Below are 11,795 nucleotides of genomic sequence, written 5' to 3'. Positions count from 1 at the left end.
TACGAAAATTCTTCGCCCGTTCAATCGGTCGAGGTGACACCTTCGGGCTGGCCCACGATCACGAAGCGCAGGTTTTCCGGCCGGAACAGCGACTTTGCCACGCGGTTGGCATCTTCAAGCGTGACGGCATTCACCTTGTCGTTGCGCGTCTTGGGGTAATCGCTCGGCAGGCCGATAAGCTGCATGTTGACCATGATCGTCGCCAGCGGCCCGTTGCCGTCGAACCGCAGCGGATAGGCCCCTGTCAGATAGGTCTTGGTGGCGGCCAGTTCCTCGGCGGTGATGCCCTGTTCCGACATCTTGGCCCATTCGGCCTTGATGACATCGACCGCGTCCTTGACCTTGGCGTTGGGAATTTGCGACTGCCCCGCCAGCAATTCCGCCTGGTCATATGCGGCAAGCGATGTGCCGATGCCATAGGTCAGCCCGCGCTTTTCCCGCACCTCGGTCATCAGCCGCGCCGAAAAGCGCGACCCGCCCATGATCTCGTTCAGGATGCTTGCGGCAAAGAAATCGGGGTCGTCGCGTTTGATCCCCTGCTCGCCCCACAGCACCACCGACTGCGGGCCGGGATAGTCGATCACCGTCGTCCCGCCCGTCAGGTCAAAGGGCGCGCGCGCGGGCAGCGGCGCACCTGTCGCGGGCAAGGCCCCGAACAGCGTATCGACCAGCTTGCCCAGATCCTCGGCCGAAATATCGCCTGCCGCCGCAATATAGATGCGGTCGCGCGCCAGCGTGGCCTGATGCGCGGCCACCAGATCATCCCGCGTCAGCGCCGTGACACTCTCCACCGTCCCGTCGCCCGAGGTCGCATAGGGGTGGTCGCCGAAAGCCTGCGCGTTGAAGGCCTTGCCTGCCATGTCGCCGGGGTCTTTCTCGCTGGCCCGCAGGTTCGACAACACCTGCCCGCGCACCCGTTCGATCGCATCGGCGTCGAAGCGCGGCGCGGTGATCGCCTGCCGCAACAGATCGACCGCCTTGTCGCGGTTCTCGGTCAGGAACTGCGCCGAGACCCCGACCGAATCCTGATCGGAGCTGAAGCTGAACGAGGCCGCCAGATCGTCGCGCGCTTCGGCAAAGGCAAGCGAATCCATGTCGCCCGTGCCTTCCTCGATCAGCGCGGTCATCAGGTTCACCGCCCCGCGCTTCAACGGGTCTTCGACCGAACTGCCGCCGCGAAAGCGCACTTCAAGCGCGGTGAAGGGAATGTTGTGGTCCTCGACCAGCCAGGCCGTAAGCCCGCCGGGCGAGGTGACCTCTTGAATGTCCACAGCCGCGCGCGCGGGCAGGGCAAGGGTGACGGCCAGCGCCAAGCCGGCGGCGAAACGCATCATGCTCATTGGGCGGCCTCATCCTGCATAAGGTATCCGGTGACGGCATTCTTGCGGTCGAAGACCAGCTTCGCCGCCGCCATCACATCCTCGGTCGTGACCGAATCCAGCACGGCGGGCCAGGCCTTGATATCCTCGACCGTCAGCCCCGTGGCCAGACCCTCGCCATAGCGCTGCGCAAGGCCACGGCTGTCGTCGCGGGCGTAGATATCAGCCGCCCTGATTTGCGTCTTGATCCGCGCAAAGGCCTTGGGGTCCGGCCCCTCGGCCATGAATTTGGCGATCACCTTGTCCATCTCGGCTTCCAGCGCCTCGAGCGTCACCTCCGGCACCGGCACCGCCAGAAGGGTAAAGGTCGTGTCGTCCAGCGAGCTGCCGTCATAGATCGCGGCCGCATAGGTCGCCTTGGGCGCATCCCCGAATTGCAGCGCCTGCGCAAGAACCGAGGTCTGGCCGTTCCCGCCCAGCAATTCCGCCAGAATCGCAAGGGCGGCTGCGGTTTTCTGGTCGCCCGCGTCGCGCTCGGGTGCAAGGTAGCTGCGGGTCAGATAGGGTTCCGAAACCCTCGGATCCTTATAGACCAGACGCCGCTCGGCAAGCTGCGGCGGATCTTGCGGGCGCTGGCGCGGCACGACATGCGCTGCGGGCGGGATCGGGCCGTAATAGGTCTCGGCAAGGGTTTTCACCTGATCGGGCGTCACATCGCCCGCAACGACAAGGATCGCGTTGTTCGGCGCGTAATGCGCCTTGTAGAAGGCCAGCGCATCGTCGCGCGTCAGCGTCGACATCTCGTGCTTCCAGCCGATGATCGGGATGCGGTAGGGGCTGTTGAGGTATTGCGCCGCGCGCATCTGTTCGGTCAGCAGGGCGCCGGGGCTGGTATCGGTGCGCTGGTTGCGCTCTTCCACGATCACGTCGCGCTCGGGCTTCACCACGTCATCGGTCAGTTGCAGGTTCTGCATGCGGTCCGCTTCGATCTGCATCATCAGGGGCAGACGGTCGGCCGAAACATGCTGGAAAAACGCGGTGTAGTCCCAGCTGGTAAAGGCGTTGTCGTCGCCGCCCTGCGCCTCGACCGTGTCCGAGAATTCGCCCGGCCCCAGCGTCTTGGTGCCCTTGAACATCAGATGTTCCAGAAAATGCGCGATGCCCGACTTGCCCGCAGGTTCGTCGGCGGACCCGACACGGTACCAGACCATATGCACCACGACGGGCGCGCGATGATCCTCGATCACCACCACCTCTAGCCCGTTCGCCAGCTTGAAGGTGCTGACATCATCGGCCCATGCCGCCCTGAACGGGGTGAACAGCACCAAGGCCGCCACCACAAAGCCCAAACCCCTGACCATTCGCGCAATTCTCCTGCCCGCTCCGCCGGTGGCGGTTGCCTTGCGCCCAAGGTGCGCTGCGATGCGGCCGGGATCAAGCCGCCCCTACGCGGTTGTGAAAGGCCTATTCCTCGCCCGGTTGCGGCGGCGGGGCCGACGGCGTCTTTACGCCCGCGCGGCGCCAGCGCCACAGCTCGGCCTGCTGGTCAAGCCACATGGCCTCGTAGGCCTTGAAATAGACGTTGACCTTGAGCAACCGCTCAAGCAGGCGGCCATCGTTCTTTTGCCGCCAGGCAAGGTCCTCGGTGGCCAGCGTGTCGCGGATGTCGCCCGCCACGCCGAACCGCGCCGCATAGTTCACCAGACCGCCGTCGCCCGCCGGAATGCCGCCCGCCGCGCGCAGATTGCCGCCAAGAGCCGCGATCGCATCGGCTTCGGGTGTCGGATCGGTCAGGTTTGCCCCGCCCGGAGTGGGCTCGGGCAAGGCGGTCAGATCTTCGGGCAAGGACAATGGCTTGGGCGGCAGCACCGCAAATTCGTCCGGCCCCTGCGTCGTCGAGCGGATGTTCATCAGCGAGGGGACCTTGTCCCCCTTGCTGCAGCCCGCAAGCGTCAGCATGACCGCCACCGCGATCACGAGAACCCCCCGTGCTGCCTGCATTCCCGCCTCCGTCAAACCCGTTCGCCCCGTCTTAGCGCATCGCATCCCGCGCGTCACGGGGTCTTTCCGCCCTTGGCAAGACCCGTCACTTGCGCAGCTTGCTTCGCAATGCCGCCCGCTTCTTCGCCTTATCGGTCTTATCCTGTCCGGAAAACAGCACCAAACCCAATGCACCCGCAAAAATCGCCACATCGGCCACGTTGAAGGCATAGGGATTCTCGATCCCGCAGCAGGACATGTTCAGAAAATCGGCCACGGCGCCATAGATCACGCGGTCCACGACATTGCCCAGCGCCCCGCCGATCAGCAGCCCCGCCGATATCTGTTGCCAGCGCCCCGCGCCCTCGCGCCGCACCCAAAGCCAGACCCAGACAGAAACGGCCAGCGCCACGGCGATGAGAATCCAGCGCATCACCTCGGCATCGCCGGCAAAAAGGCCGAAGTTGATGCCCCGATTCCACGCCATGCGGAACACGAGGAAGGGCGGCAGGACATCGATTCCCCCGCGGTCGATCAGGCCCAGGACCTGAACCACCAGAACCTTGGTCACCTGATCCAGCGCGAAAACCGCCCCCGTCACCCAAGCCGCAAGCCGCATTCCCGCCTCCCTGTCAGTGCCGGAAATGGCGCATGCCGGTAAAGACCATCGCCAGCCCCGCCGCATCCGCCGCCGCGATCACATCCTCGTCGCGCATCGACCCGCCGGGCTGGATGATCGCCGTCGCCCCGGCCTCGGCCGCGGCAACCAGCCCGTCGGCAAAGGGAAAGAACGCGTCGGACGCGACGACAGACCCGATGGTCAGCGGCTGCGACAGCCCCAGCGCCTCGGCCATGTCCTGCGATTTGCGCGCCGCGATGCGGGTGCTGTCGATCCGGCTCATCTGCCCCGCGCCCACGCCCACCGTGGCCCCGCCCTTCACATAGATGATGGCGTTCGACTTCACGTGCTTGGCCACCTTCCACGCAAACAACAGATCGGCCATTTCCGCATCGGTCGGCGCGCGTTTGGTCACCACCTTCAGATCGCGCGGGTTCAACGCCCCGGCGTCGCGGTCCTGCACCAGAAAGCCGCCCGCCACCTGTTTGAACGCCGTTCCGGGCGACCGCGCATCGGGCAGGCCCGCCGTGGTCAGCAGGCGCAGGTTCTTCTTGGCGGCAAAGATCGCCCGCGCGGCATCGCTGGCACCCGGAGCGATGACGACCTCGGTAAAGATCTCGACGATCTTCTCGGCCGTCTCGGCATCGAGCGGCTGGTTCAGCGCCACGATTCCGCCAAAGGCGCTGGTGCGGTCGCAGTCATAGGCGCGGGCATAGGCCTCGGCCAAAGTTGCGCCCACGGCCACGCCGCAGGGATTGGCATGCTTGATGATCGCGCAAGCCGGCGCATCGCCCGCAAACTCGGCCACCAGCTCAAAGGCCGCGTCCGTGTCGTTGATGTTGTTGTAGGACAATTCCTTGCCCTGCCATTGCCGCGCGGTCGAAACCCCGTCGCGCTTCGATCCGTCGACATAGAAGGCCGCCGCCTGATGCGGGTTCTCGCCATAGCGCAGCCCCTGCGCCAGCTTTCCGGCAAAGGATTTGTAGCGCGGCGTCTTTTCACCGATCTCGCCCGCCAGCCAGTTCGACACCGCCGCATCATAGGCCGCCGTCTTGGAATAGGCCGTCAGCGCCATCTTCTGGCGGAAAGCCATCGTCGTCGCCCCGTCATGCGCGGCCAACTGGTCGAGCAAGGGCTGGTAATCGGCAGGGTCGGTCAGCACGGTCACGAACTTGTGGTTCTTCGACGCCGCGCGGATCATCGCAGGCCCGCCGATGTCGATGTTCTCGATGCAGGTCGCGTGGTCCGCCCCCTTGGCCACCGTTTCCTCAAAGGGATACAGGTTCACGATGAGCAGATCGATCGGCTCGATCCCGTGCGCGGCCATCGCCAGCAGATGCTCGTCATCATCCCGCAGCGCCAGAAGCGCGCCATGCACATTCGGGTGCAGCGTCTTGACCCGCCCGTCCATCATCTCGGGAAAGCCCGTCACCTCGGACACATCGCGCACCGTCAGGCCCGCCGTGCGCAGCATCCCCGACGTGCCGCCGGTCGAGATCAGCTCGACCCCACGCGCCGCCAGCGCCCTTGCCAGATCAAGCAATCCCGTCTTGTCGGAAACCGAAATCAACGCACGGCCAATGGGAACAAGGTTGGTCATCGGGGTAGGCCCTCCAGCAACGACGGAACTCAGACCGGAACCGGCAAATCCTCGCGGTCCAGATCGCGGATGGCCAGCGGAGTATCCTGTGCCTTGGCCAAGGTCCAGCCGATCCGCATCTCGAAACCGTCCGTCACCCCCGAAAGGACGATCTGACGCGCAGGTCGGGGCTGCAAACGCCCTTTTTCCAGATGAACCGAAGCCTCGAGCGTCAATTTTGTGCGCCCGTCGTGCCGGAACACCCAGATCTCGCCCGACTTCAGCGCCAGGGACACCGCCGTTCCGCCAAGGTCGATGGTCGCATCGACATCGGGGTGCAGGTGGAAGCGGATGGCAAAGCCGACACCCTCGGGCCGGTTCGCCATCATCTGCCGGAAGCGTTTCTGTTCGCCGGGGGTTTCAGCAACCAGCGTATCCGTCCCCGTCAGCCGCCGCCCCTGCCCGTCAAGGCTCAGCACCCTTGCGTGGCGCAGGCCATGCGTCACCGACCAGCCGGTATGCTCGCCCGAATGGTGGTGCCCCGCCCCGTCACTGACCATCTGGCAGACCGGAACGCCCGCCCGTTCGGCCAGCGCGCCGCCATCCCGCCCCATGCGCGACGACGACACCCCGTCAAGCGACAGCACCGAATGCGACGCCGTGGCCCGCCCCGCCAGTTCCCATTCCGCGCCAAAGGGCTTGCCCGATCCGCAATTCACCACCACGGGCCGCCGACCCGAGGTCATCTCGAAGGCAAGTGTCGAGGCGTGGCCCACCGGCGCGGGCGGGGCGGCATCGACGATCACGGTCGTCCGCCCTGCCGCCAGCCGCGCGAAGCCCATCGCCGGTTCATGCCCGACCGCGCGCCGCACCCCCGCATTGGCCAGCGCCATGTCAAGCCGCCCCTCAAGGCCCCGCCCGCCGCCGTGGAACCGCGCCAGCCCGCCATCGGCATGGCGCAGCGCCCGCAGCACCGGAGCGATCCGCTCGATCGCGCCCGTCAATTCCGCAGGCACCGCCCGCCCCGCCTCGGACAGGGCCATCTCGGCCCAGTTCAGCAGCGTGAACACTTCGAGCAATTCCTCGGGGTTGCGCGTGGCGATGCCGCCTTCGCTGTCCACCTCGCGCAGGCAGTCGCGGGCCAGCGCCGACAGCGCGGGGGCCACCTGCCCCTGCACCCCCTCGAGCGCCAACCCCGCCACGATCAGCCCCGTCAGCGCCTCGAACCGCGCAAGGCCCGCCGCCGCCTGCCGCCATTGCCGCGACAGATAGGCCACCTGCACCGTCAGCGCCCTGAAATAGGCCGCCTGCGCCGCCCTGTCCTGCCCCTGAAGCAACAGCACCGCGTGGTTGATCCACCGGATCAGCCGCCGCCCCGTCAGGTCGGGCGTCCAGCCCGCGCCCTGCCCGCGCCCCTGCGACGCGATCCATTCGAATGTCCAAGCCTGCGCCCGCTTTCGCGCCGCAGCATCCCCCACGGCAGCCAGATCATCCAGCCAGCCGAACCCCTGCACCTCGGCGGCAAAGGCCGCATCCGGCGCGCGCAACGCCCAGATCGAGGTATCCCGCGCCTCGACCAGATGCCCCGCGAACAGGAAATTTCCGGCAATCAACTGCCGCCCGCGCGCGAATGTGCCGATAGACCTCGGCTCGGGCTGCGAGGTGAAGCCGGTCGCGGCACGCACCCGCCCCGCCCGCCAAAGGGCGATCCGGTTGCCAAGCCTTTGCCTCAAGCCGCCCGCCATGCGCGCCCCCACCTGCCCCGGCCCGGATTGTTCACCCCCGAGTCCCTTCCCGATCTTACGCAACGAAAGACCGGCCTGTCACCCGACAAGCCGGTCCAATGGATTTTCTGTCATCAAATCCTCGGGGGAGGGGGCCTTGGCCCCGCGCCAAGGGACGGCGCGCGCCCCCCGTTTCACGCCAGATGGTCGACGCGCTCCAGATATTGCGCCAGCCCCGCGATCTGGCCCATCCATTTGCCGATCAGCGCAGGGTCATGCGGGGCGGCGTGGACACCGGCCCCCAATTCCCCCGACAGGACCGATTCCACGGCCAGCGACACCGGCACCGACACCAGACGCGCCATCGCCGTGCCGCGCGCATCGCCCCATGCGTCCATCGTCCACTCCTCGTGCCAGACGGTTTTCCCGTCGCGCTCGGCCCTGAGCGACACGAACAAGACCACGCGGTCGGCCTCGCCCTCGTCATAGGAATTGTTGGCCCAGAACTCGGCAGCCATCTCGGCCAGACGCGCATCGCCCGCCGGTCCTTCCAGCGTCTCGATCTCGCGGAACACGGGCGTCCATGCCTCGGCCCAGCCGTTCAGACGGATCGTCCCGCGCACGAAATCGCGCACCTTCCACGCCGGATCGAAGCGGTAATCCTGCATGAAGGGATAGGAATCGCGGTTCGGGTAGACCTCGAAGCTCTCGGGGGTCGGCAAGGCCGCGTCATAGCTGGTGATCGCATCCCAGGGGCGGTTCACCTTGAACTCGGCAAAGTTCTTCAGCGACCGCGACGGCGACCGCAGCGCCTTCAGCACGCCCAGCGGCGACCACGAGAATTTGTAGCGGAACGGGTTCGCCACCTTGGGCACCCCCCCGCAATAAGAGGTGAAGGACAGCACGTTGTCGGGGTGGAACGCCTTTGACGCCCGATAGCGCGCCACCAGATCATGCGCCATCAGATGGTCGATGCCGGGGTCCAGCCCGACCTCGTTCACGCTTGCCAGACCCTTGGCGCGGAATTCGGCATCCAGCGCGCGCATCTCGGGCGCGATGTAGCTGGACGAGACGAAATGCGCCCCCTTCTCAAGACAGACCTTCGCAATCCCGACATGCTGGTCGGCCGGCAGCATCGAGATTGCCACATCCCCCGCCTGCAAGGCATCGCGCAGCGCGTCGAGGCTGTAGGCGCGGATGTCATCCGTCAGGTCGCCCACCGCTTCGCGCGCCTTCCCGACGGTGCGGTTCCAGACCACAACCTTGTGCCCGCCCTCGATCAGCCGCCGCAGACCCGGCACACTCGACAGCCCCGTGCCGCACCAATGAATCGTCATGTCCTCGTCTCCCCTCGGGGCGCGTCGCCCCGCAAAAATCTATGAAGATTTTTGCAAATTCCTTCCAAGGAATTTGCCTGAAACCGTCACACCGTGGCGATGTGACGGTCGTATTCCACCTTTGCCCGCCCCCAGACGCCCGCGCCCAGATCGCGCAGCGTCAGCAGGCTCGGCAACAGTTGCGCCGCGTAATCCTCGCTGCTTTCCACCGGCAGAAGCGACGGCAGGTTGTCGATGGCCGTCACGTCGAGCGGCGGGTTCTCTGCCACGCGCAGCGCGGGCGCGTCCCAATCGGTCGCGCGGTCATAGACCTTGATGGGCGAGAAATCCGAGGTCGGGTCGCAGGCGATATCCCCGATCACCGTCAGCCTGCGCGCATCGGTCTTGGCACTTGCCGGAACGAAAACCGGGCAGCCCGGACGGGCGAGGATGCAGTTGAGGAAAATCTCGTGCTGCAACACCTGCGGAAAGGGCCCGCCGCTTGCCGTTTCGGCCATGTCCCATTTCGTGACAGCAACACCCATCTGCGAACACAGGTCCGAAGCCCCCGTCCCCACGCGCCCCAAGGCACCGATGACAATCGCCGCAGGCCGCGCCGCATCGCCCAGTTCGCGCTGCAAATCGGCGATCAGCGCGCCCGTTCCGGGGTATTTCGCAACCGGCCCCGCGATGGTTCCGCGCTGCTGCGCCGCCCAGCATTTCAGCGCGACCGCAGCCCCCGCGAACCCTGCCCAATAGCCGAAGGCCGCGACACGACGCCCGCTTTCATCGACCAGATATTCCAGATCATACAGCGTCCCTCCGCCCGCCTTGAACCGCTTGAGCAGCTCGCGCCCCGCAGGCTGCCCCTTGTAGGCATGGCCGAACATGATGTGCTTGTGGACCAGCGGCGTGCCATCCTCGGGCAACTCCTTCAGCCCGAAGATGATCGCATCCCTTGGTGCCTCGGGCCACAGGTTCTCGGCCACGATCTCGCAGCCCGCCGCCACATATCCATCGATCGGAATCGCCCGCACCGACGACCGCTCGACCGTCACGCGGATGCCCGCCCTGACCAGCGCCGCAGCACCTTCGGGCGTCAGACCCACGCGTTCCTCGTTCGGGCGCTGCTCGGCCCTGACCCACAGATGCGTCATCGCACTCTCTCCAAATCTTCGGGCAACCGGTTAGCAGATTGCGCGGCCCGCGAAAGCCCTCTCAAAGGTCGAACGAGGCAAAAACCGGCACGTGGTCGCTCGGGCCTTCCCAGCCACGGCAGGGCCGCAGGATCCGGCTGCCATGCGCCGCGCCGGAAATGTCGGGCGTGGCCCAGATGTGGTCCAGCCGCCGCCCCTTGTCGGCCGTGTCCCAATCCGCCGCGCGATAGGACCACCAGCTGTAAAGCAGCCCCTGCGGGATATCCTGCCGCGTCACGTCCACCCATTTGCCCGCATCCATCACCGCGCCCAGATGCTCTACCTCGACCGGCGTGTGCGACACGATCTTGAGCAGCGCCTTGTGCGACCAGACGTCATCCTCGCGCGGGGCGATGTTGAGGTCCCCGACCAGAATCGACCGCGCGGGCCGTTCGGCAAAGAATTCGTCCCGCATCTCGGTCAGGAAATCGAGCTTCTGGCCGAATTTCTCGTTTTCCGCGCGGTCGGGAATGTCGCCCCCCGCCGGAACATAGCAATTGTGGATCACCACGCCGTTGGGCAGCCGCGCCGCCACATGCCGCGCATGACCCAATGCGGCGTAATCGCGCCCGCCCGCATCTTCCAGCGGCAGTTTCGACAGGATGGCGACGCCGTTATACCCCTTTTGCCCGCGCGCGACCATGTGGGTGTAGCCAAGGCTGCGGAAGGTCTCGACGGGGATTTTCTCGACCGGGCTTTTGCATTCCTGCAAGCACAGCACGTCCGGCCCCTCGTCGGCCATCAGCCGCGCCACCAACCCTTCGCGCAGCCGCACCGAGTTGATGTTCCAGGTCGCGAGGGTAAAACTCATCTTCATTCTCCGGCATCAGGGACGCCAGACCCTAAGGCCGACTTCCCCCCCGCTCAAGTGCCCGTCAGCCGGTCGGGGCGCATATCCCGAAGCACGCGCCGACATGGCGGCCTGAACACGGATTCCCGACGGCAGGACAACAGTAGCCACGCCCGAAACCGGGCAGAACAAGAGTCTTCTTGCGACCACTGTTCTGGTCGGCACCGCTGGCTTCGCCGCTGCCGAAGTGACGATTTCGGGTTCGGCACGCATGGGCATAACCAATGCCTATGACACGACCAACGACGCCAACAAGACCCAGTTCTCGAGCCGCGCTCGCGTGAACTTTGCAGCTTCGGGCGAAACCGATGGCGGCCTGTCCTTCGGCGCTTCGTTCCGCGCTGACAACGCCGGCGACGCGAACAGCGGCACCGCTGGCACCGTTTCGCTTTCGGGCGCTTTCGGCTCGATCTCGATGGGCGACAACGATTCGGCCGCTCTGACCACGGTCGGGCAGGTTGACGGCGTCGGCTTCACCGGCAACGGCGACCTGAACGAAATCATCTTCCTTGGCGAAGCTGACACCTCGGCCCTGTACACCTATACGATGGGCGACCTGACGATTGCCGCCTCGATGGGCCAGATCGACGGCGACACCAACTACACCGGCAACGCCAAGCAGGCCGCTTCGGTCGCCGCATCGTACAAGATGGGCAACTACCGCTTCAGCGCCGCCATCGAGCGTGGCGACAAGGCCGTCTACTCGTTCTCGGACCGCGCCGACGCCTATGCGACCGATCCGGAAGACACCTATGCCGAGCGCAACGACCTGACGTCGCAAGTGACGCTGGGTGCGGACGCCACCTTCGGCGCGCTGGTCCTGAAAGGCCGCGTCGCGATGGGTTCGGGCGAAGCCTACAACGGCCTGCCGGACGAGCCGAATGGCTACAAGACCACCGGCACGCAGGTTGCCGTTTCGGCCACCTACACGATGGACGCCCTGTCGGTGACGGCTTTCGGCGCACATGCCAAAGTCGCCTATGACTACTACGGCACCGACTGGGGCATGGAATCGACCCGCTATGGCGTGGGCGCGTCCTACGACCTCGGCGGTGGTGCCAAGGCCCAGGCCGGCCTGAGCCGCCTGTCGCATGACGCCCTCAACGACGATGGCGACTGGAGCGACACCAAGATGGATGCAGGCCTGACCTTCGCATTCTGATGTGACAACGCGGGCGGGTCTTTCCCGCCCGCGTTTCCTTTCCCGTTCGC

At 66.0% G+C, this 11,795-nt stretch carries 10 protein-coding genes; 1 reads left to right on the top strand and 9 read right to left on the bottom strand.

The features are described 5' to 3' along the window. Positions 1-20 precede the first annotated feature (20 nt). The 9 genes from H7F16_RS11735 to H7F16_RS11695 all read right to left on the bottom strand — a co-directional run bounded on the left by H7F16_RS11735 (position 21) and on the right by H7F16_RS11695 (position 10,544). Entirely contained in the window at positions 21-1,334 is a 1,314-nt protein-coding gene (locus H7F16_RS11735) for a M16 family metallopeptidase (RefSeq protein WP_422121122.1), read from the bottom strand. Positions 1,335-1,336: 2 nt separating this feature from the next. Next, complete coding sequence (locus tag H7F16_RS11730) at positions 1,337-2,680, bottom strand: M16 family metallopeptidase (RefSeq protein ID WP_185797787.1); 1,344 nt, start codon at positions 2,678-2,680, stop codon at positions 1,337-1,339. A gap of 103 nt (positions 2,681-2,783) precedes the next feature. After that, positions 2,784-3,320, bottom strand: a complete 537-nt coding sequence (locus tag H7F16_RS11725; RefSeq protein WP_185797786.1) for a DUF3035 domain-containing protein — start codon at positions 3,318-3,320, stop codon at positions 2,784-2,786. Positions 3,321-3,405: 85 nt separating this feature from the next. After that, positions 3,406-3,918, bottom strand: a complete 513-nt coding sequence (gene lspA / locus H7F16_RS11720) for a signal peptidase II (RefSeq protein WP_185797785.1) — start codon at positions 3,916-3,918, stop codon at positions 3,406-3,408. Between the two features lie 13 nt (positions 3,919-3,931). Continuing rightward, on the bottom strand, positions 3,932-5,518 hold the full coding sequence (gene purH / locus H7F16_RS11715) for a bifunctional phosphoribosylaminoimidazolecarboxamide formyltransferase/IMP cyclohydrolase (protein WP_185797784.1): 1,587 nt from the start codon (positions 5,516-5,518) through the stop codon (positions 3,932-3,934). Between the two features lie 29 nt (positions 5,519-5,547). Next, positions 5,548-7,242: a heparinase II/III family protein gene (locus tag H7F16_RS11710; protein ID WP_185797783.1), complete on the bottom strand. Its 1,695-nt coding sequence runs from the start codon at positions 7,240-7,242 to the stop codon at positions 5,548-5,550. 173 nt (positions 7,243-7,415) lie between these two features. Continuing rightward, the gene (locus H7F16_RS11705) at positions 7,416-8,558 is read right to left on the bottom strand and encodes a saccharopine dehydrogenase C-terminal domain-containing protein (protein ID WP_185797782.1); all 1,143 of its coding nucleotides are present in this window, start codon (positions 8,556-8,558) and stop codon (positions 7,416-7,418) included. A gap of 86 nt (positions 8,559-8,644) precedes the next feature. Further along, a complete protein-coding gene (locus tag H7F16_RS11700; RefSeq protein WP_185797781.1) occupies positions 8,645-9,694 on the bottom strand; it encodes a saccharopine dehydrogenase in 1,050 nt (349 codons plus the stop codon). Positions 9,695-9,755: 61 nt separating this feature from the next. Beyond that, entirely contained in the window at positions 9,756-10,544 is a 789-nt protein-coding gene (locus H7F16_RS11695; protein ID WP_185797780.1) for an exodeoxyribonuclease III, read from the bottom strand. 121 nt (positions 10,545-10,665) lie between these two features. Between H7F16_RS11695 and H7F16_RS11690 the strand changes: the two genes are divergently transcribed. Beyond that, positions 10,666-11,745, top strand: coding sequence for a porin (locus tag H7F16_RS11690; RefSeq protein WP_185798130.1), 1,080 nt, complete (start codon positions 10,666-10,668; stop codon positions 11,743-11,745). Positions 11,746-11,795 lie beyond the last annotated feature (50 nt).

The organism is Paragemmobacter straminiformis, from assembly GCF_014243445.1.
GTDB lineage: Bacteria > Pseudomonadota > Alphaproteobacteria > Rhodobacterales > Rhodobacteraceae > Paragemmobacter > Paragemmobacter straminiformis.
Note: the sequence above shows the minus strand (reverse complement) of the source record. Positions and strands in the feature narration are given on the sequence as shown.

Coding starts and splice junctions, on each gene's coding strand:
- H7F16_RS11695 (WP_185797780.1), bottom strand. CDS start 10,544: ATGAGTTTTACCCTCGCGACCTGGAACATCAACTCGGTGCGGCTGCGC.
- H7F16_RS11705 (WP_185797782.1), bottom strand. CDS start 8,558: ATGACGATTCATTGGTGCGGCACGGGGCTGTCGAGTGTGCCGGGTCTG.
- purH (WP_185797784.1), bottom strand. CDS start 5,518: ATGACCAACCTTGTTCCCATTGGCCGTGCGTTGATTTCGGTTTCCGAC.
- H7F16_RS11735 (WP_422121122.1), bottom strand. CDS start 1,334: ATGATGCGTTTCGCCGCCGGCTTGGCGCTGGCCGTCACCCTTGCCCTG.
- H7F16_RS11725 (WP_185797786.1), bottom strand. CDS start 3,320: ATGCAGGCAGCACGGGGGGTTCTCGTGATCGCGGTGGCGGTCATGCTG.
- H7F16_RS11730 (WP_185797787.1), bottom strand. CDS start 2,680: ATGGTCAGGGGTTTGGGCTTTGTGGTGGCGGCCTTGGTGCTGTTCACC.
- H7F16_RS11700 (WP_185797781.1), bottom strand. CDS start 9,694: ATGACGCATCTGTGGGTCAGGGCCGAGCAGCGCCCGAACGAGGAACGC.
- lspA (WP_185797785.1), bottom strand. CDS start 3,918: ATGCGGCTTGCGGCTTGGGTGACGGGGGCGGTTTTCGCGCTGGATCAG.
- H7F16_RS11710 (WP_185797783.1), bottom strand. CDS start 7,242: ATGGCGGGCGGCTTGAGGCAAAGGCTTGGCAACCGGATCGCCCTTTGG.